The sequence below is a fragment of the Phenylobacterium sp. genome, from assembly GCF_019636135.1.
In the GTDB taxonomy this organism is placed as follows: Bacteria; Pseudomonadota; Alphaproteobacteria; order Caulobacterales; family Caulobacteraceae; genus Phenylobacterium.
This window is the reverse complement of sequence record NZ_JAHBYD010000035.1, coordinates 26,139-45,274: the sequence shown is the minus strand read 5'-3', so window position 1 is coordinate 45,274 and position 19,136 is coordinate 26,139. Positions and strand designations below refer to the sequence as shown.

General features: G+C 70.9%; 17 protein-coding genes and 3 tRNA genes. 10 read left to right on the top strand and 10 right to left on the bottom strand.

Going from position 1 to position 19,136, the window contains the following annotated elements; translation table 11 throughout:
- Nucleotides 1-42 precede the first annotated feature (42 nt).
- A tRNA-Gly gene (locus tag KF737_RS19825) sits at nt 43-116 on the bottom strand.
- A 47-nt stretch (nt 117-163) separates the two neighbouring features.
- Nucleotides 164-250 (bottom strand) — tRNA-Tyr (locus KF737_RS19820).
- A 136-nt stretch (nt 251-386) separates the two neighbouring features.
- On the opposite strand from KF737_RS19820, the gene rlmB reads away from it, so the two are divergent.
- Both rlmB and KF737_RS19810 read left to right on the top strand, forming a co-directional pair.
- Entirely contained in the window at nt 387-1,205 is an 819-nt protein-coding gene (rlmB, locus tag KF737_RS19815; RefSeq protein WP_296459234.1) for a 23S rRNA (guanosine(2251)-2'-O)-methyltransferase RlmB, read from the top strand.
- Between the two features lie 40 nt (nt 1,206-1,245).
- The gene (locus KF737_RS19810) at nt 1,246-1,959 is read left to right on the top strand and encodes a TerC family protein (RefSeq protein ID WP_296459231.1); all 714 of its coding nucleotides are present in this window, start codon (nt 1,246-1,248) and stop codon (nt 1,957-1,959) included.
- 6 nt (nt 1,960-1,965) lie between these two features.
- Here KF737_RS19810 and metG read toward each other — a convergent pair whose 3' ends face one another.
- Complete coding sequence (gene metG, locus KF737_RS19805; RefSeq protein ID WP_296459228.1) at nt 1,966-3,783, bottom strand: methionine--tRNA ligase; 1,818 nt, start codon at nt 3,781-3,783, stop codon at nt 1,966-1,968.
- 177 nt (nt 3,784-3,960) lie between these two features.
- Between metG and KF737_RS19800 the strand changes: the two genes are divergently transcribed.
- Nucleotides 3,961-4,422: a hypothetical protein gene (locus KF737_RS19800; protein WP_296459222.1), complete on the top strand. Its 462-nt coding sequence runs from the start codon at nt 3,961-3,963 to the stop codon at nt 4,420-4,422.
- A 73-nt stretch (nt 4,423-4,495) separates the two neighbouring features.
- Here the strand turns inward: KF737_RS19800 and KF737_RS19795 are convergent, their stop codons facing one another.
- Nucleotides 4,496-4,849, bottom strand: coding sequence for a DMT family protein (locus tag KF737_RS19795; protein ID WP_296459219.1), 354 nt, complete (start codon nt 4,847-4,849; stop codon nt 4,496-4,498).
- A gap of 71 nt (nt 4,850-4,920) precedes the next feature.
- On the opposite strand from KF737_RS19795, the gene KF737_RS19790 reads away from it, so the two are divergent.
- Genes KF737_RS19790 through KF737_RS19775 form a run of 4 tightly spaced genes read left to right on the top strand, consistent with a single transcriptional unit; the run spans nt 4,921 to nt 8,835 of the window.
- Nucleotides 4,921-6,039 (top strand): polyamine ABC transporter substrate-binding protein, encoded by a 1,119-nt coding sequence (locus tag KF737_RS19790; protein ID WP_296459217.1) that lies wholly within the window; start codon nt 4,921-4,923, stop codon nt 6,037-6,039.
- Nucleotides 6,036-7,172, top strand: a complete 1,137-nt coding sequence (locus KF737_RS19785) for an ABC transporter ATP-binding protein (protein ID WP_296459215.1) — start codon at nt 6,036-6,038, stop codon at nt 7,170-7,172. The genes KF737_RS19790 and KF737_RS19785 overlap by 4 nt, the downstream gene beginning before the upstream one ends.
- Nucleotides 7,169-8,053, top strand: a complete 885-nt coding sequence (locus KF737_RS19780) for an ABC transporter permease subunit (RefSeq protein WP_296459212.1) — start codon at nt 7,169-7,171, stop codon at nt 8,051-8,053. The genes KF737_RS19785 and KF737_RS19780 overlap by 4 nt, the downstream gene beginning before the upstream one ends.
- Complete coding sequence (locus KF737_RS19775) at nt 8,050-8,835, top strand: ABC transporter permease (protein ID WP_296459209.1); 786 nt, start codon at nt 8,050-8,052, stop codon at nt 8,833-8,835. Before KF737_RS19780 ends, KF737_RS19775 begins: the two co-directional genes overlap by 4 nt.
- A 406-nt stretch (nt 8,836-9,241) precedes the next feature.
- Here the strand turns inward: KF737_RS19775 and KF737_RS19770 are convergent, their stop codons facing one another.
- Nucleotides 9,242-10,648, bottom strand: coding sequence for an amidase (locus KF737_RS19770; protein WP_296459206.1), 1,407 nt, complete (start codon nt 10,646-10,648; stop codon nt 9,242-9,244).
- 102 nt (nt 10,649-10,750) lie between these two features.
- On the opposite strand from KF737_RS19770, the gene KF737_RS19765 reads away from it, so the two are divergent.
- A tRNA-Thr gene (locus KF737_RS19765) sits at nt 10,751-10,826 on the top strand.
- A 15-nt stretch (nt 10,827-10,841) separates the two neighbouring features.
- On the opposite strand, the gene KF737_RS19760 is transcribed toward KF737_RS19765, so the two are convergent.
- Entirely contained in the window at nt 10,842-11,027 is a 186-nt protein-coding gene (locus KF737_RS19760) for a hypothetical protein (protein ID WP_296459204.1), read from the bottom strand.
- 91 nt (nt 11,028-11,118) lie between these two features.
- Between KF737_RS19760 and KF737_RS19755 the strand changes: the two genes are divergently transcribed.
- Both KF737_RS19755 and KF737_RS19750 read left to right on the top strand, forming a co-directional pair.
- Nucleotides 11,119-11,571 carry a YaiI/YqxD family protein gene (locus KF737_RS19755; RefSeq protein WP_296459245.1) on the top strand — a complete coding sequence of 151 codons (453 nt, stop codon included), beginning with the start codon at nt 11,119-11,121 and terminating at the stop codon, nt 11,569-11,571.
- A gap of 63 nt (nt 11,572-11,634) precedes the next feature.
- On the top strand, nt 11,635-12,129 hold the full coding sequence (locus tag KF737_RS19750; RefSeq protein WP_296459201.1) for a cytochrome c family protein: 495 nt from the start codon (nt 11,635-11,637) through the stop codon (nt 12,127-12,129).
- Between the two features lie 401 nt (nt 12,130-12,530).
- Here the strand turns inward: KF737_RS19750 and KF737_RS19745 are convergent, their stop codons facing one another.
- The 4 genes from KF737_RS19745 to mnmH form a co-directional block, all read right to left on the bottom strand.
- Nucleotides 12,531-15,770: an efflux RND transporter permease subunit gene (locus tag KF737_RS19745; RefSeq protein WP_296459242.1), complete on the bottom strand. Its 3,240-nt coding sequence runs from the start codon at nt 15,768-15,770 to the stop codon at nt 12,531-12,533.
- The gene (locus KF737_RS19740) at nt 15,770-17,038 is read right to left on the bottom strand and encodes an efflux RND transporter periplasmic adaptor subunit (RefSeq protein WP_296459198.1); all 1,269 of its coding nucleotides are present in this window, start codon (nt 17,036-17,038) and stop codon (nt 15,770-15,772) included. The genes KF737_RS19745 and KF737_RS19740 overlap by 1 nt, the downstream gene beginning before the upstream one ends.
- A gap of 207 nt (nt 17,039-17,245) precedes the next feature.
- Nucleotides 17,246-18,016 (bottom strand): class II aldolase/adducin family protein, encoded by a 771-nt coding sequence (locus KF737_RS19735; protein ID WP_296459196.1) that lies wholly within the window; start codon nt 18,014-18,016, stop codon nt 17,246-17,248.
- A gap of 52 nt (nt 18,017-18,068) precedes the next feature.
- On the bottom strand, nt 18,069-19,124 hold the full coding sequence (gene mnmH / locus KF737_RS19730) for a tRNA 2-selenouridine(34) synthase MnmH (protein WP_296459193.1): 1,056 nt from the start codon (nt 19,122-19,124) through the stop codon (nt 18,069-18,071).
- Nucleotides 19,125-19,136 lie beyond the last annotated feature (12 nt).

Sequence of the window (19,136 nt, the reverse complement as noted above, 5' to 3'; positions counted from 1 at the left end):
GGGGATCCTGCCGGCGTTGCCTAGTCTTGCGGTTCAAGGAGCTGGAGCGGGTAGCGGGAATCGAACCCGCATCCTCAGCTTGGAAGGCTGCTGCACTACCATTGTGCTATACCCGCCAGACATCTGCGGGGCCGCCGCAACTCCTCAGTGAACTTCGAGCGCGTGGTGGGGGAAGTAGGACTCGAACCTACGAAGCCATTACAGCAGGGGATTTACAGTCCCCCCCCTTTGCCACTCGGGACATTCCCCCAGCGCGCTCGGAGCCTAGTTGGGGCCCTTTCCAGAAAGAGCTTCCGCCCGAGGATCGGAGGGGCTTAAAGCGCCGGTCTCACAGTCCAAAAGCAGCGGCCCGCCGAGGGGGGCCCCAAATCGGAGCGCGTCTTATAGTGGCCTCGCCTACGGAACGCAACGACGCCCGAAAGGGCCGGAAATCCGGCCCGAAAGGCCGGCCGCAAGGCGCCGGCCACCCGCGTCCGCAGCGCCCGCACGCGGCGCCGGCCGACGACTGGATCTGGGGCTGGCACGCCGTCGAGGCGGCGCTGGCGAATCCCGCCCGCGGAACCCCGATCCGCCTCCTCGCCACGCCCGAGAAGGCCCGGCAGATCGAGGCGAGGTTCGGCCGCCAGAAGGGGCTGGAGATCGCCGACGCCCATCATATCGGCAACGCCCTGCCGCAGAGCGCGGTCCACCAGGGGGTCGCCCTGCGCCCTGCCCCGCTGGACGAGGCCGACATCGCCGACTTCGAGCCCACGCCCGGCGCGGTGCTGCTGGTGCTCGACCAGGTCACCGACCCGCAGAACGTCGGCGCGATCCTGCGCTCGGCCGCCGCGTTCGGCGTCGCGGGCGTGATCCTGCAGGAGCGCCATGCGCCCAGGCTGGCCGGCGCGCTCGCCAAGGCCGCCGCCGGCGCCGTCGAGAAGACGCCGATCGCGCGGGTGGTGAACCTTTCGCGCGCCCTGGACGAACTCACCACCGCCGGCTGGCGCGCCGTGGGGCTGGCCGGCGAGGCCGAGCGCGGGCTGCACGACGTCCTCGACGGGGCGCCGACCGTGCTGGTCCTGGGCTCGGAGGGCGAAGGCCTGCGCCGCCTGGTCGCCGAGCATTGCGACGAGCTCGCGAAGATCCCCATGCCGGGCGGGTTCGAGAGCCTCAACGTCTCGGCGGCCGCCGCCATCGCCCTCTACGAGGCCGCCCGCCCCCGCTGAACAGTTGCGGCGGGCCGCGGCGTGACGCATTGAGACGCCGATGTTCGAGAGCCTGTTCAGCGCGTCCGCGCTCACCGCCCTGTTCCAGGTGCTGATGATCGACCTGGTCCTGGCCGGAGACAACGCCGTTGCGGTGGGCCTCGCGGCCGGCGGGCTGCCGCCGGCCCTGCGGCGCAAGGCGATCTTCTGGGGCCTGGCCGCGGCCGTCGTGACCCGCATCGGCTTCGCGCTCATCACCACGGAGCTGCTCGGCATCATCGGCCTGCTCTTCGCCGGCGGCGTGCTCCTGCTCTGGGTCTGCTGGAAGATGTGGCGCGAGCTGCGCGACCAGGCCGTCCACGAGGAAGTCGCGGCCGAGGCGGCCATGGACTCCGACCCCGCCACGGAACCCAAGGTCAAGCCGAAGACCTTCAAGGACGCGCTGATCCAGATCCTGGTCGCGGACGTCTCGATGTCGCTCGACAACGTGCTGGCCGTGGCCGGCGCCGCGCGCGACCACAAGGGGGTCCTGGTGATCGGCCTGCTGCTGTCGATCGCCCTGATGGGCGTCGCCGCCCACGCGATCGCCCGCCTGCTGCATCGCTACCGCTGGATCGGCTACATCGGCCTGCTCATCGTGCTCTACGTGGCGCTGCACATGGTCTGGCAGGGCGGCCGCGACGTGATCGACGACCTCGGCTACGCAGCCCAGTACAACGCCGCCGTCCCCGACTTCATGGACATCCACCCGAAGATGCCGGCCCCGACGCCCTGACCGAGGTCAGGCGGGCTCGGCCGCCGCCTCCGGCCCGCCGAAGCGTTCGCGCCATTCCGCGACCTGGTCGGCCTCCACCTTGCGGAACAGGACCTCGGGCGCGCGGACCGGCCGTCCGGGCTCCAGCGTCCCGAGCACGCCGCCCTCCAGCGACGGCCAGCGGCCGGGATAGGGCTCGCCCAGGGCGTCGGCGATCTTCTCCGCCGCGAACGGGATGAAGGGCTCGCTCACCTTGCCGAACAACGCCGCCAGGTTCAGGCCGTAGCGCACCGCCACCGCCGCGCGGTCGCGGTCGGTCTTGATCGCCGTCCAGGGCGCGGCCTCGGTCAGGTACTGGTTGCCCAGCACCCAGAGCTGGCGCAGCGCCGCCGTGGCCTTCCGGAACTCGCGCTCCTCCATGTGGCCGGTGTACTCGCGCAGCTTGGCCAGCACGTCGGCCTCCAGCTTCTCGTCCAGGGCGCCCGGCTGGCCGCCTTCGGGCACGACGCCCTCGAACCGGCTCTCCGCGAACTTGCAGATGCGGTTGACGAAGTTGCCCAGCACGTCGGCCAGGTCGGCGTTGATCTGGTCCTGGAACTGCTCCCAGGTGAACGAGCTGTCGGCGCTCTCGGGCGCGTTGGCCGTCAGCCACCAGCGCCAGTAGTCGGCGGGCAGCAGGTCCAGCGCCTGGTCCATGAAGACGCCGCGCTTCTGCGAGGTCGAGAACTTGCCGCCGTAGTAGTTCAACCAGTTGAAGCCCTTCAGCTCGTCGACAAGCTTCCAGGGCGCGTTCTCGCGCGGCGTGAACCGGCCCCCGGCGTCGACCTTCTCGTTCACGCCGAACAGGGTGCAGGGGAAGCCCACGGTGTGGAAGGGCACGTTGTCCTTGCCCATGAACTCCACGTAGGTCACGTCCGCCGCGCCCGGCGCGCGCCACCAGCGCTCCCAGTCGGCGTCGTCGGGCTCGCGGCCGGCCTCCCGGGCCTGGGCGTCGGCCCACTCCCACGTCGCGCCGATGTACTCGATGGGGGCGTCGAACCAGACGTAGAACACCTTCGACGCCAGGCCCGCGGCGTCGGGGCGCCGCCCTTCGGGGTCCGGCCCCCAGTCGATGGCGTTGACCGGCACGCCCCACGAGAGGTCGCGCGTGATCCCGCGGTCCTGCAGCCCCTCGTCCAGCCACTTGAGCGCGATCGAGGTGACGAGGTTGGGCCACTCCGACCGCTTGCCTTCGATCCAGGCGCGCAGCTTCCCCGCGAACAGGCTCTGGCGCAGGAACAGGTGCTTGGAGTCCCGGATCTCGATCTCGGTGGACCCCGAGATCGCCGAGCGCGGGTGGATGAGGTCGGCGGGGTCCAGCACCCGCGTGCAGTTCTCGCACTGGTCGCCGCGCGCCGCGTCGTAGCCGCAGTGCGGGCAGGTCCCGATGACGTAGCGGTCGGGTAGGAAGCGCCTGTCGGCCAGCGAATAGACCTGCTGGGTCACCCGCTCCTCGATGAAGCCGGCCTCCCACAGCGACTGGGCGAAGCGCTGGGTCAGGCGATGGTTCTGCGGCGACGACGAACGTCCGAAGTGGTCGAATGACAGGCCGAAGCCCCGGCCGATCTCGTAGAGCTTCGTATGCGCCTGGGCGCAGAAGTCGGCGACCGGCAGGCCGGCGGCCGCGGCGGCCAGCTCGGCCGGCGTGCCGTGCTCGTCGGTGGCGCAGATATAGAGCGTCTCGCGGCCCCGCGACCGCTGGAACCGCGCGTAGACGTCGGCCGGCAGCATCGAGCCCGCCAGGTTCCCCAGGTGCTTTGCGCCGGCGGCGTACGGCAGGGCCGAGGTGATGAGGATGCGCGACATGGCCGGAGGACGTCTTCGATGAGGGAGCGGGGCTTATAGGCGTTGGAGATCGTTCGCCAAAGCCGTCGGCGCAAGAAATGCTCGCCAACTCGACCTATCGGCGCAAACTCCCCTGAGGGGCGAGCATGCGACGGTCCGAGTCGCCAGAAGAAACCCGCCCGAGAAGGGAGTGATACGTTGCGCAAGCTCATCCTTGCGGCCGGCGTCCTCGCCGGTCTCTCTCTGGCCGCCTGCAGCGAAAAGCCGGCGGCCGACACCGCAGCGGCCCCGGCGGCCGAGGCGCCCAGGAAGTCCCTGGCCCGACAGGCGCCCATGTACGCCGGACAGGAGCAGGTGCTCTCGATCCAGTCCGGGACGGCGAAGGCGGCCTCGGGCGGCGGCCTCGACCTCGAGGCCAAGGCCTCGACCGACGGCGGCGGCTGGACCCAGGTGGGCTTCCTGCCGCGCGTCTATGCGGCCACCCCGCCCGACGGCATCTACGAGATCGACGTCGTCGCCCAGAAGCCCGCCGCGGCCGGCAAGCCCGGCCCGACGCCCGTCGACGTGAAGAGCGCCTGGGACCGCTACAGGGACGGCCGGGTCAAGGGGGTGAAGTTCATCTCCAAGACCAACGAGGTCGTCGCCATGGTGGGCGGCTAGCCCCACCGCCGAGCAGGCGCGCGCACGAGCCCGTCCCGGCCGGGACGGGCTCATGGCGTCCCTTGCCTCCCGGTCAGAGCGGGCCTCTGAATACGAACCATGCCCCCAGGACTATGAAGCCGAATCCCACCGCGTGGTTCAGCGTCAGCTTTTCGCCCAGGTAGAGCACGGAGAAGACGCCGAAGACGGCGATGCTGATGACCTCCTGTATCGTCTTCAGCTCGGCGGGGTTGTAGACGGCGCGGCCGATGCGGTTGGCCGGCACCGCCAGCCAGTATTCGAAGAAGGCGATCCCCCAGCTCACCATCACGATGATCCAGAGCGGCCTGTGCTCGACCTTGAGGTGGCCGTACCAGGCGAAGGTCATGAACACGTTCGAGGCGACCAGCAGCAGGACGGGGGCGATCGCGGTCCAGTTCGGGGTCATCGGCCATTTCGCGCTTAACGAGGGGAGAGAGCGACCTATAACCTGAGCCGCGGACCAAGGGGGGAGAGCCCATGCGTGGATGGATGACGGCGGCGGTCGGGGTCGCGGCGGCGCTTGCGATGACCGCCTGCTCCAAGCCGGCCGGGAAGACGGCCGCAGGCCCCGGCTCGACCGAGCTGCGCATCTACAACTGGTCCGACTACATCGACCCGGCGCTGCTGACGCAGTTCACCAAGGAGACCGGGATCAAGGTCACCTACGACACCTTCGATTCCAACGAGGTGCTCGAGACCAAGGTGCTGCAGGGCGACACCGGCTACGACATCGTGGTCCCGTCGAACCACAACGTCCCGCGCTACATCACCGCCGGCGCGATCGAGCCGCTGGACAAGGGGCAACTGCCGGGCCTCGACAAGCTCTCGCCGGACGTCGTGAAGCACATGGAGCCCTTCGACCCGGGCCAGAAATACAGCGTGCCCTACATGCAGGGCACCATCGGGATCGGCTACAACGTCGACGCCGTGGCCAAGCGCCTGCCGGGCGTGAGGATCGACAGTTGGGCCGTCGTCTTCGACCCGGCCAACCTCGCCAGGCTGAAGGACTGCGGCGTCTACTTCCTCGACGCCTCCGAGGACATGTACGCCGTCGCCCTGAACTACCTGGGCAAGGACCCGAACTCGAAGGTCCCGGCCGACTACGAGGCGGCCACGGCCCTGCTCCTGAAGGCCCGGCCCTACGTGAAGAAGTTCCATTCGTCGGAGTACATCGACGCGCTCGCCAACGGCGATATCTGCGTGGCCATCGGCTACTCCGGCGACGTGCTGCAGGCCAGGACGCGGGCCGAGGAGGCGAAGAACGGCATCAAGCTCGCCTACGTCGTGCCGAAGGAAGGCAGCCAGGTCTGGTTCGACGTCTTCACCATCCCCAAGGGCGCGCCGCACGCGGACGCCGCGCACAGGTTCATCGCCTTCATGCTGCGGCCCGAGATCATCGCCAGGGCGTCGAACTTCACCCAGTACGCCAACGCGAACAGCGCCGCGACGCCGCTGGTGGACGCCGCGGTCCGCGACGACCCGAACGTCTACCCCAACGCCGAGCTGTCGAAGCGGCTGTTCGTGACCACCACCAAGGACCAGGGCCTGCTGCGCGACGTGAACCGCCAGTGGACCAAGGTGCTGACGGGGCGTTGAGCGGCCGGCCCAACATCGGCGGCATCCGCGAGACCTTCGCGCCCTGGGAAGACCCCACGGCCAGGCCGCTCGTGCGCTTCGAGGGGGTCTCCAAGGCGTTCGGCGACACCCAGGCGGTGAACGACGTCAGCCTGTCGATCTACGAACGCGAGTTCTTCGCCCTGCTGGGGCCGTCCGGCTGCGGCAAGACCACGCTGATGCGGATGCTGGCCGGGTTCGAGCAGCCGGACGCGGGGCAGGTCATGCTCGCCGGCCGCGACATCGCCGCCGACCCGCCGCACCGGCGGCCGGTCCACATGATGTTCCAGAGCTACGCGCTCTTCCCGCACCTCAGCGTCGCCCAGAACATCGCCTTCGGCCTCAAGCGCCAGGGCGTGGCCAGGGCCGAGGCCGCGGCCCGGGTCGAGGAGATGCTGGCCCTCGTGCGGCTGGAGGGCCTGGGCCGGCGCCGCCCCGACCAGCTCTCCGGCGGCCAGCGCCAGCGCGTGGCGCTGGCCCGCGCGCTCGCGCCGCGGCCCAGGATCCTGTTGCTGGACGAGCCGATGGCGGCGCTCGACAAGAAGCTGCGCGAGGAGACCCAGTTCGAGCTGATGAACCTCCAGCAGACGCTGGGGCTGACCTTCATGATCGTCACCCACGACCAGGACGAGGCGATGGTCGTCGCCGACCGGATCGCGGTGATGCGCGCGGGCGAGATCGTCCAGGTCGGCCGCCCGGCCGAGGTCTACGAGGCGCCGGCCGACCGCTACGTGGCGGGCTTCATCGGCGACGTGAACCTGTTCGAGGGCCGCGTGGCGACGTCCGAGGGCGGCCGCGTTCGCCTGTTGAGCCAGGACGGCCCCATCGAGGCCGAAGGCGCGGGGCCGGTCGGCGAGACCGCCTGGATCGCCGTGCGCCCCGAGAAGGTGGCCGTCCATTCCGAGCCGCAGCCCGGCGACAACGTGCTCGCCGGGACCATCCTCGACTACGGCTACCTCGGCGACTGGACGACCTACCTCGTCGAGGTCGCGCCCGGCCGCACGATCCGCGCCGCCCGCGCCAACGCCACCCGCACCGTCGTCCGGCCCCTGGGGTGCGGCGACGCGGTCTGGCTCAGCTTCGAGCCCGCCAGCGCCGTGGTGCTGACCCGGTGAGGCGCGCGCGCTCGGGCCTGGCCGCGATCCTGCCGGGGCTCTGGCTCGCGATCTTCTTCGCCTTCCCGTTCCTGCTGGTGGCCAAGCTGTCGGCCTCCGACAGCGCGCTTGCGATCCCGCCCTACACCCCGCGGATCGACTGGAGCCAGGGCCTCGCGGGCGTCCGGGCCTTCTTCGCCGCCCTCGACGGCGAGACCTACGTGCGGCTCACCCGCGACAGCCTCTACGTCGACGCCTGGCTCTCCAGCCTGCGGATCGCGGCCATCGCCGCGGGCCTGCTGCTGCTGGTCGGCTATCCCATCGCCTACGGCGTCGCCCGCTGCCCGCCGCGCCTGCGCCAGGCGCTGGTGATGGCGGTGATCCTGCCGTTCTGGACCAGCTTCCTGATCCGCATCTACGCGTGGATCGCGATCCTGAAGCCCGCCGGCGTGCTCAATGGGCTGCTCGCGGCCGTCGGCCTGCCGCCGGTCGACATCCTGAACACCGAGGCCGCGGTCCTGCTGGGCCTCGTCTACGCCTACCTGCCCTTCATGGTGCTGCCGCTCTACGCGGTGCTGGAGCGCCAGGACGAGAGCCTGATCGAAGCCGCCCAGGACCTCGGCTGCACGCCGCTCCAGGCCTTCTGGCGCGTGACCTTCCCGCTCTCGCTGCCCGGCGCGGCGGCGGGCGCCCTCCTCTGCTTCATCCCCATGGCCGGCGAGTTCGTGATCCCCGACCTCCTGGGCGGCTCCGAGACCCTGATGCTGGGCCGCGTCATCTGGACCGAGTTCTTCGCCAACCGCGACTGGCCCGCCGCCTCGGCCGTGGCCATCGTCCTCCTGGCCACCCTCGTCATCCCGATCCTGCTGTTCGAGCGCCAGCAGGCGAAGGTGACGCGGTGAAGAGAGGCCCCTCCGCCTTCAACATCGCCTCGGTGGTCCTGGGCCTGGCGTTCCTCTACGCGCCCATCGTCATCCTGGTCCTCTATTCGTTCAACGCGAGCCGCCTGGTCACCGTCTGGGCGGGTTTCTCGACGCGCTGGTACGCGGCGCTGTTCCGGGACCAGCAGATGCTGGACGCGATCTGGGTCACCCTGCGCGTCGGCGTGATCTCGGCCACGATCGCGACGGTCCTCGGCGTCCTGGCGGCCGTCGCGCTCACCCGCAGCCGCGCCAGGAGCCGGGTCGTGCTGGCCGGCGGCGTCTATGCGACGCTGGTGATACCCGAGGTGATCCTGGGCCTGTCGCTGCTGCTGCTGTTCGTGGCCGCCGGCCTGCCGCGCGGGTTCTGGACCGTGACCCTCAGCCACGCGACGCTCACGCTGGCCTACGCCACCGTGGTCGTGCAGGCCCGCCTGCAGAGCTTCGACCGCAGCCTCGAGGAGGCCGCCCAGGACCTCGGCTGCCCGCCCTGGAAGGCGTTCGCGCTGGTGACCCTGCCCGGCATCGCGCCGGCCGTCGCGGCGGCCTGGATGCTGGCCTTCACGCTCAGCCTCGATGACCTGGTCATCGCCAGCTTCACGTCCGGCCCCGGCGCCACGACGCTGCCGATGCGGCTCTACAGCCAGGTGCGCCTCGGCGTGAACCCGGAGATCAATGCGGTCTCGACGCTGCTGATCGGCCTCGTGGCCACCGGCGTGATCGCCGCCTACCTGATCCAGCAGCGCCGGCGCCCGTCCGCCTGACGGGAGCGCCGCAGGCGACCCGGACCCGGCGCGACTGACCCTGACTGGCCGTCTGCCGGATCGCCTGCGGCCAACGTCGCCCCCGACGTCGGCTGGTCCGGCCACCCCCGCGAACCGGACCTCGAAGGCTGTGCGTCCCGTCTCGGCACGCGCCCCCGACTTGCCGGCGCGAGGTCGCAAGGCCCGTGCCGCCCTTCCTCCATCAAGGCGCAGGGCGATCGCATATGGCTTGTGGGCGGCTCATCCGCCCAATTCATGAACCGCAGAGACCGCAGAGATACGCAGAGGATTCCGGTGGATCCGCGCCCCTCTCTGCGTATCTCCGCGATCTCTGCGGTTCGACCGACGGCCTTTCGGCCGCCCAAATCCATATGCGATTGCCCTCTATCGAGGAGCAGGGCTCTATTCAGAGCGGCGCCACGCGGTCGAACCAGGGCCGCGCCTGCTCCAACTGGCCCGCCAGCCGGAACAGCAGGCCCTCGTCGCCGATCTTCGCGGCGAACTGGACGCCGATGGGCAGGCCGTCCGAACTCCAGGCCAGCGGCACGGTCATCGCCGGCTGGCCCGAATTGTTGAACGCCTGGGTGTTGGGCATGTAGCTGAACAGCCGCGCGTTGGTCTCGCGCGGGTCCTCGAACAGCCAGCCGATCGGGATCGCCGGCCGGCCCAGGGTCGCCAGCAGGAACACGTCGTACGTCTCGAACAGCGAGGCGCAGTCGCGGCCCCAGGCGTGGATCGTCTGCACCGCGCGCACGTAGTCCGGCCCCGAGGTGCGCTTGCCCAGTTCGTAGATGCTGCGGGTGATCGGCTCCAGCTCGCCGTCCTCCAGCGGCCGGCCGCGGCGTTCGCACTCGCCGTCCGCCACCGTGGCGATCGACGCCCAGAGCACGGTGCGGGCCGCCGCCTGCATCGCCGCGTGGTCGCCGGGCAGGGTCGCGGGCTCCACATGATGGCCCAGGCTCTCGCAGAACCTGGCGGCGTCGCGCACCGCCGCGGCCACCTCGGGCTGCACCTCCTGGCCCTCGGTCAGCGCGCCGTCGAAGAAGCCGATCCGCAGCTTGCCCGGATCGCGCCCGACCTCCTGCGCGTAGGGCCGCTCCGGCGGCGCCAGGAAGTAGGGATCGCCCGGCTGCGGCGCGCAGGTGGCGTCGAGCAGCACCGCCGAGTCCCGCACCGAGCGGGTCACCGCGTGCTGGATCGAGGCGCCGGCCCAGCCCTCGCCGCCCGGTGCGAACGAGACGCGGCCCCGCGACGGCTTCATGCCGAAGAGGCCGCAAGCCGCCGCCGGGATGCGGATCGAGCCGCCGCCGTCGCTGGCATGCGCCGCCGGCACGACGCCCGCCGCCACCGCCGCGGCCGCCCCGCCCGACGAGCCGCCGGGGCTGCGGCCCAGGTCCCACGGATTGCGGCACGGCCCCAGCAGGTGCGACTCGGTCACCGGCCAGATGCCGAACTCCGGCGTGTTCGTCTTGCCGAAGATGTTGAGCCCCGCCGCCTTGTAGAGCCGCGTCATGGCGCTGTCGGCGGCCGGCGTGGATTCCGCCGTCAGCCGCGACCCGCCCGTCGTCGGCACGCCGGCATAGGACGCGCCCAGGTCCTTCAGCAGGTAGGGCACGCCCGCCAGCGGCCCGTCCGCCAGGTTGGCGCCCCGCGCCAGGCCGCTCATGTCCCGCGTGATCGCGTTGATCTTCGGATTGACCTCGGCCGCCCGCGCCAGCGCCGTCTCCAGCAGCTCGCCCGCCGTCACCTCGCCCTTGGCGACCAGCGCGGCCAGCCCGACCGCGTCATGCTTGCGGTATTCCTCGAAACGCATGGCTCTCCCCTCGTTTTCGGAGAGCATACGCCCGCCACCGCGGCGCGCGAGCCCCTTGGCGCCGCGCAGCGTTTCACCGCATAAGCGGCCCACCTCAGCGAGGCCGGATTAGCTCAGTTGGTAGAGCAGCGGTTTTGTAAACCGAAGGTCGCGGGTTCGAGTCCTGCATCCGGCACCAGCCTTCGCGCAGGCCTCACGTCCAGCGCAGCGCCTTCTTCACCTGCTCCAGCCGGCGGCGGCGCGGATCGTCGGGTGCGAAGCTTCGGATTTCCGAGGCGCATTCGTCCTCGGCCGAGGCGCCGTAGCGTTCGCGCAGCCTGCGGGCGCGCAGTTCGGCGAGTTCCACGTTGTTCAGGGCGCGCAGCCAGTCGTCCAGCATGGGGTCGACCCCACATTTCGAGGCGCCCCCTCGCCCTGGTCCCAACCCGTAGATGGCGTCGCAGGTTCCCGTGGGCTATGCGGGGCGTCGCATGCGCATCTTCATCGACGCCGACGCCTGTCCGGTGAAGGACGAGACCTACAAGGTCGCCGCCCGCTACGCGCTGAAGACCTTCGTGGTCTGCAACAGCTTCATCCGCGTGCCCATGACGCCCGCCATCGAGCTGCGCGTCGTCGAGGCCGGGCCGGACGTGGCCGACGACTGGATCGCCGCCGAGGTGCTGCCCGGCGACATCGTGGTCACCAACGACATCCCCCTGGCCGACCGGGTGCTGAAGGCCGGCGCCGCGGCCATCGCGCCGAACGGCCGGGCGTTCACCGTCGATTCCATCGGCTCGTCGCTCGCCCAGCGCTCGATCATGGAGCACATCCGCTCGACCGGAGAGGTCACCGGCGGCCCACCGCCCTTCGCCGCCGCCGACCGCTCGCGCTTCCTGCAGGCGCTGGACGAGGCGGTGAACCGCGAGCGCCGCCGCAAGCGCTAGCGCAGCCTTGCATCCCCGGGGCGCGGCGCTAGCTTGCGCGCGACTTCAGCCGGAGATGACCTGATGCGCCTGGGACCGATCCTCGCCGCCGCCGCTTTCGCCACGCTGGCGGCCGCCTGCAGCCCGTCCCAGCCCTCGCAGACGTCCGGCGACACCGCCTCGGCGCCCGCGGCGCCCGCGCTGAGCGCCGAGGAGAAGCAGAAGCTGCTGGCCTCGTTCCCGGCGCCCTACAACACCGCCGACCTCGCCAACGGCCAGGCGAAGTTCGGCCTCTGCCAGTCGTGCCACACGATCACGCCGGGCGGCGCCAACATGACCGGCCCGAACCTGCACGGCGTGTTCGGGAAGACCTCGGCCAGCAACCCCGACTTCAAGTATTCCGACGCGCTGAAGGCCGCCGGCTTCGAGTGGGACGCCGCCCACCTCGACCAGTGGCTGGCCCAGCCGCAGACCTTCCTGCCCGGCACGAAGATGACGTTCGCGGGCCTCAAGGACGCCAAGGACCGCACCGACCTGATCGCCTACCTGATGGTCGAGACAGGCCACACGCCCAAGTAGGCGCCACGCCTTGGCGGCTCTCGCCCGAAAAGCGTTGCAGCCTGACGGCGTTTCAACCTTGACGCGCAACTCCACGCGGCTCATGGTGCCCATGTCGATATGGAGCATCTGTCTGGATCGACACCCCAATCCGAAGGGTGGCGCCCCCCGCCGCCGGCCGGGCCCAGGGACCTGACACCCCCCTTTTCCAGGCTCCCTGGCGCCGGCCCGGATGGTTGCGCCCCCCATGTCCTGAACTGCGAATCCCGAGGGCCGCGAAGCGGCGTCTTCCCAAAATCAAGGAACCGCGGAAGGACGCGGAAGCGCCGGCCCTCTTCTTCCGCGCTATTCCGCGTATTCCGCGGTTCGAATGACTGACTCTCCGCTCGCGCGGAGGCTCGTGTCTTGCGGAGTCCGGAGCTTCACTCCGCCGCGTTCGCGACGCGGGTCTTCTCGGCCTCCTCGAAGGCTTCGATCCGCCGGGCGGTGGCCATGGGCGACTTCGTGAAGCGCGCCAGCATGTTGTAGAACACCGGCACGATGAACAGCGTGACCAGGGTGGCGAAGATCGCGCCCGAGAAGATGGTCACCCCGATGGTCTTGCGCGCCTCGCCGCCCGCGCCGCCCCAGACGATCAGCGGGATCGCGCCCGCCGCCGCCGAGATCGACGTCATGATGATGGGTCGCAGGCGCAGCGACGCGCTCTCGATCACCGCCTCGCGCACACTGAGCCCCTCGTCGCGGAGCTGGTTCGCGAACTCCACGATCAGGATGCCGTTCTTGGCGGCGATGCCGATCAGGATGATCAGCCCGATCTGGCTGTAGGTGTTGATCGAGGAATCCGCGATCAGCAGGCCGAACAGGCCGCCGACGGCCGCCACCGGCACGGTCAGCATGATCACCGCCGGGTGGATCCAGCTCTCGAACTGCGCCGCCAGCACCAGGAAGACGAGCAGCAGCGCCATGCCGAACGCCAGCCCGATCGAGCCCGACGCCTCCAGGTAGTCGCGCGCCCCGCCGCCCCACTTCACCGTCACCGCGCCCTGCTGCTTGGCCGCCTCGGCGCGCAGGAAGGCGATGGCCTCGCCCATCGAGTAGCCGGGGTTCAACTGGGCGTTCAGGTTGATCGAGCGCAGGCGGTCCACCCGCGAGCGGTCGGGCGTGTCGCCGCGCACCTGGGTGGTCACGACGGTCGAGAGCGGCACCGTGTCGCCGCCGGCCGTGCGCACGTAGAGCCGGTTCAGGTCCTGTTCGGTCTGTCGTCGGGCGCGGTCGGCCTGCAGGAGGACGTCGTACTCCTGGCCGTTCTTGATGTAGGTGGTGACGCGCCGCGAGCCGAACTGCGTCTCCAGCGCGCGGCCGATCGTCTGCGCCGAGATGCCGAGCGAGGCGGCCTTGTCGCGGTCGATGTTGACCACCACCCGCGGGCTGGTGGGCTCGTAGTCCAGGCGCGGCCGCGCCAGGCCCGGGTTCTCGTTGGCCGCCGCCAGGATCGGCTGGATCCAGCGCGCGATCTCCGGATAGTCCGTGCCGGTGGCGATCATCTGGATGTACGAGCTGCCGCTGCCGCCGCTGCTCGACCCGCCGCGCTGGAGGCCGCCTTCGGGCGACACGATCACCCGCACCGAGGTCACGCCGGCGAGTTCCCGGTTGAGCCGGGCCGACAGCTCGGGCGCGGTCACCTTGGTCTTGTCGGAGAGGATCGCGTTGCCGCCGCCGCTGTTGAACGAGCTGTTGCCGAACCGCGGCATCGAGAAGACGTAGCGGTCCAGGACGCCCTCGTTCACGTACCGCATCAGCACCTTCTCAATCTGCTGGCTGGCGGCGAGCGTGTAGTCGAAGCCCGCGCCTTCCGGCCCCGAGAAGCTGACCGAGGCGCGCCGGCGGTCCTCCTCCGGCGTCAGCTCGCGCGGCAGGACCGAGAAGGTCACGTAGGCGCCCAGCGCCAGGAAGGTGACGAGGCCGAGCGCGCCGATCGAGACGACGCGCTTGCCCAGCATCGCCTCCAGCGAGGCGTGGTACGAGCTCCTCAGCTTGTGCATGAGGTTGTCGACGGTCCGCGCGACCAGCCCCTCGCCCTGCGCCGGGCGCAGCAGCTTCGACGCCAGCATCGGCGAGAGCGAGAGCGCCAGCAGCGCCGAGAAGCCCACCGCGGCCGCCACCGACACCGCCAGCTCGACGAACAGCCGGCCGATGAAGCCGGGCAGGAACATCAGCGGCGCGAACACCGCGATCAGCACGATCGTGGTCGCCACGACGGCGAAGAACACCTGCCGCGCCCCGCGCTGCGCCGCCACCACCGGCGGCTCGCCCTCGTCGATCCGTCTCTGGATGTTCTCCACGACCACGATGGCGTCGTCGACCACGAGGCCGATGGCGAGCACCAGGGCCAGCAGGGTCAGCAGGTTGATCGAGAAGCCCAGCGGGGCCAGCACGATGAAGGTCGACAGGATGCAGATCGGCGCGACGACGGTCGGGATGATCGCGGCCCTGGCCGTGCCCAGGAACAGGAAGTTCACCAGCGCCACCATGCCGAGCGAGATGGCCATGGTGATCCAGACCTCCTGGATCGCGTGGCGGGTGAACTCGGTGTAGTCCACCGAGATGCCGAGCTGAGTGCCCTTCGGCAGGCCGGCGTTGATCTCCTTGAGCGCGGCGCGGACGCCGTCCGAGATCTCCAGGTCGTTGGCCTGGCTCTGCCGGGTGATGGCGATGCCGACCATGTCGCGGCCGTTCGACCGGAACACGCGGCGACGCTCGTCGGGCCCCTCCTCCACGCGGGCGATGTCGCCCAGGCGGGTGATGTAGTCCTGGCCGCCCGCCGCGACGGGCGCGACGGCGCGCGTCGTCCCGGCCGCCGCGCCGGCGCCGGCCGCCGTGCCGCCGAGCGCGGCCGAGGGCTGGACGGCGCTGGCCGTCCGCGCCGCGGTGATCGGCATCTGCGCGAACTGGGCGGGCGTCGCATAGCCCCGGCGCACGCGGATCGTGAAGTCCTTCGTCGGCGCCTCGAGCGAGCCCGCCGGCAGTTCGGCGTTCTGGCTGGTCAGCGCGGCCTCCACGTCCTCGACGGTGATGCCGCGCGAGGCCATCGCGTCCGGGTCGAGCCAGACGCGCATCGCATAGATCTGGGAGCCGCCGACGCCGACGGTCGCCACGCCGGGCACGGTCGACAGCCGCTCGACCAGGTAGCGCTGGGCGTAGTCCGAAAGCTGCAGACGGTTCATCGTCTGCGACGTGAAGTTCAGGAACATGATCGGCGACGAGTCGGCGGTCGCCTTCTGGATCTGCGGCGGGTCGGCCTGGTCGGGCAGTTGCGCCGAGACGCGGCTCACCGCGTCGCGCACGTCGTTGGCCGCCGCGTCGAGGTCGCGGTCCAGCTTGAACGAGATCGAGATGCGCGAGGACCCGTCGCGGGACGACGAGTTCACCCGGTCGATGCCCTCGATGCCGGCCACCTGCCGTTCGATCAGCTCGGTGATCCGCTCCTCGATCACCTCGGCGGAGGCGCCGCGGTAGGTGGTCGAGATGCCGACCACGGGCGGGTCGACGCTGGGCAGCTCGCGCACCGTGAGCGAGCTGAACGCCGCGAAGCCCACGACGCAGAGGATGATCGCGGCCACCGCCGCGAACACGGGCCGGCGGACGGAGATGTCGGAGAGCATCATGCGGCGGGCCGCGGACGCTCGGTCCGCGCTCCCGTCGGGGCCTCGCCGGCCGGCGTCGCCGGACGCGCGCCCGGCGCGCCGGGAGGACCGCCCGCGCCGCCGCCGGCGACGCGGACCGGCTGGCCGGGCTGCACCTTGTTGAGGCCGTCGGCCACGAGGCGTTCGCCCGGCTTCACGCCGTCCACGATCTCGACGAAGCCCTGCTGGCGCAGACCCGTCACCACCGGCCGCTGCTCGACCATCGCCCCGGCGGGCCGGTCGCCCTGCGCCGGACGCGAATGGATGACGTAGACGAAGGCGTTGTCGGCCTGCACCGAGATCGCCGACTCCGGCGCGCTGGGGCTGGTGCGCTGGCCGCGCGAGATGCCCACCCGCATCAGCATGCCGGGCTTCAGCCGGCCGCCCACGTTGGGGAACTCGGCCCGGGCCGTGATGGCGCGCGTGCGCTGGTCGACCCGCGTGTCGAGCTGGGCGATGCGGCCCTGGATGGTTTCGCCCGGGAAGGCCTCGGCCGTGGCCAGCAGCGGCTGGCCCTGACGCAGTTGCGCGAGGTAGCGCTCGGGCACCGGGAAATCGACGCGCACGACCGAGATGTCGTCCAGGGTCACGATCGGCGCGCCCGGGTTCACCAGCGCGCCGGGCGCCACGTCGGACAGCCCCACCACGCCGGCGAAGGGCGCGCGGATGATCCGGTCGTTCTGGCGGGCCTTGGCGGCGTTCACGTCGGCCAGCGCCGAGCGCCAGGCCGCCTCGTACTGGTCGATGGCCGCCTTCGAGGCGAAGCCCTTCTCGCCCAGCGTCTTGTAGCGGTCGTAGGCGCGCCGGGCCTGCACCAGCCGCGCCTCGGCCTGGGCGGTGCCGGCGTCCTGCTCGGTGTCCTTCAGTTCGACCAGCACGGCGCCGCGCGCCACGCGCTGGCCGTCGGTGAAGCGCACCCGCTCGACCAGTTGCGTCGCCGCCGCCGTCAGCGTCACCGACTGGCGGCCCTTGGCCACGCCCAGCACCTCGATGGTGTCCTCGAACACCCGCGGCTGCACCGCGACGGCGGAAACCTGCGTCGGCCCGCCGAACATGCCGGCGCCGCGCCGCCCGCCCGCCGCGCCGCCGCCCTTGCCCTGCGGCGCGCCGCCGCCGGCGCCCTGGGCCATGGCGGCCTGGCCGCCGCCCTCGCCGCCCTTCTTGGCCAGCACCTTGAACGCCCCGAAGACGATCATCACCGCCAGGATCACCAGGGCCGCGACAAGGAAGAAGTGGCGTCTCAACAAGCGGGGCTCCGGAGCCCGCCTATCCGCGGGCGCAATGACTGCAATCAAACGTATGACTGTAAATCGAACGCGTCCTTAAGCCCGCTCCATACACGCGGTCCAGTGACACGAGGATGGCTGTAGGTTGCGGAACTGAAACCTTGTCCCGCAAAAACAGGCAGGCGCCTCGAAGGCGCCGGCCCGCCTAGCCCGAAATCATCCGACGCCTCAGGCGTCGTAGCCCGGCAGCTCACGATCGAGTTTGCGCAGGCAGGCGGGCCACGCCAGCCCGCCGCCGAGGCCGCGGCCGGTCTGGGCCTTCACCTCGTTCTGCGAGGCCTCCGGCGCCAGCAGGATCTGCTCGCGGCCGCCCGAAAGCGCCTGGATCTGCATGGTGCAGGCGCGCTCCAGGTAGAACATCCCCAGCCAGCAGTCGGCGGCCGTCTCGCCGGTCGACAGCGTGCCGTGGTTCCGGAGCAGCATCAGCGGCTTGTCGCCGATGTCCGCCACCAGCCGCTCGCGCTCGTCGTGGTTCAGGGCGATGCCCTCGTAGTCGTGATAGGCCAGCCGCGGGATCACGATCAGCGCGTGCTGGCTGATCGGCAGCAGGCCTTCCTTCTGCGCCGCCACGGCCACGCCCTGGTCGGTATGCAGGTGCATCACGTACTTCGCGTCCTCGCGCGCCGCGTGGACGGCCGAGTGGATCGTGAAGCCCGCCGGATTGATGAAGTAGGGCGTGTCCTGGAGGATGGCGCCGTCCAGGTCGATCTTCACCAGCGACGAGGCGGTGATCTCCTCGAACAGCAGCCCGTACGGATTGATGAGGAAGTGGTGATCCGGCCCCGGGATCCGGGCCGAGATGTGGGTGTAGATCAGGTCGTCCCACCCATGGAGCGCCACCAGGCGGTACAGCGCCGCCAGGTCCACGCGCGCCTGCCACTCTTCCGCGCTCACCTTGCCCTTGAGCGAGGTGACGCCTGCGACCGAACCGTCCGCCATGGCGCTCTCCTTATCATCGTTCAGGACAGGGTCGTCCCCCGGCGCGCGGGCGTCAAGCGCGGGCGAGGGCCGCCACCGCGTCGGCGGCGGCCTCGAAGCTCGCCGGATCGGTGGGATCGAGGCCGACGGCGCCCAGGAGCGGCCGGTCGTGCTTCTTGCGGGATCGGTCGTAGGCGGGGTCGTAGTGCAGCGCCATGACCGCCTCCGCCAACCCGGCGAAGTCGCCCGCATCGGCCAGCCTGCGCCACGTCGCCAACCGCTCGCCGCCGACCCGCACCGGCAGCCGCGCCAGCGCCGCGTCCAGCGCGGCCCGATCCTCGACGATGTCGCGGTAGGCGCCGACGAGATAGCGCGCCCGCGCCGCCGGCGCGGCGATCAGTTCGATGCGCGGCGCATGGGCCAGTTGCGCCCACAGCGCCGGCGGGATCATCCGCTCGCCGATCTTGCTGCTCTCGGCCTCGGCCACAACCGGCTGCGCCGCATCGAACCCGTCCAGCGCCGCCAGCAGCCGGCTCTCGAACAGCTTCTGGCTCGGCTGCGCCCGGCCGGCGAGCGCGCCGAACAGCGAGCCCCGGTGCGCGGCCAGGCCTTCGAGATCCAACGCCTGGAAGCCGCGCGCCGCCAGCTTCCCCAGCATCTCGGTCTTGCCCGAGCCCGTATGCCCGTCCAGCAGGATGAACCGCAGGGACAGCGCGCCGTCGTACAGCCGCGCCGTCACATGCCGCCGATACGTCCGATAGCCGCCGGAGAGCACCGCCGTGGGCCAGCCCACCTGCGACAGGATCGTGGCCATGGCGTTCGAGCGCATGCCGCCGCGCCAGCAGTAGACCAGCGGCCTGAACCCGCCCGGCCGGTCCTTCAGCGCCGTCTCCAGGTGCCGGGCGATGTTGCGCGCCACATACGCCGCGCCGATCCGGCGCGCCCGGAAGCGGCTGTCCTGCACGTAGATCGTGCCCACCTCCGCCCGCTCGGCGTCGGACAGCACCGGAAGATTAACCGCGCCCGGCGCATGGTCCTCGGCGAACTCGCCCGGACTGCGCACGTCGATCAGCATGTCGAAGCGCGCCAGGGCTTCGGCCGAGACATCGTGTGTGAGCGAGAGGCCCATAGTGGTGCTATA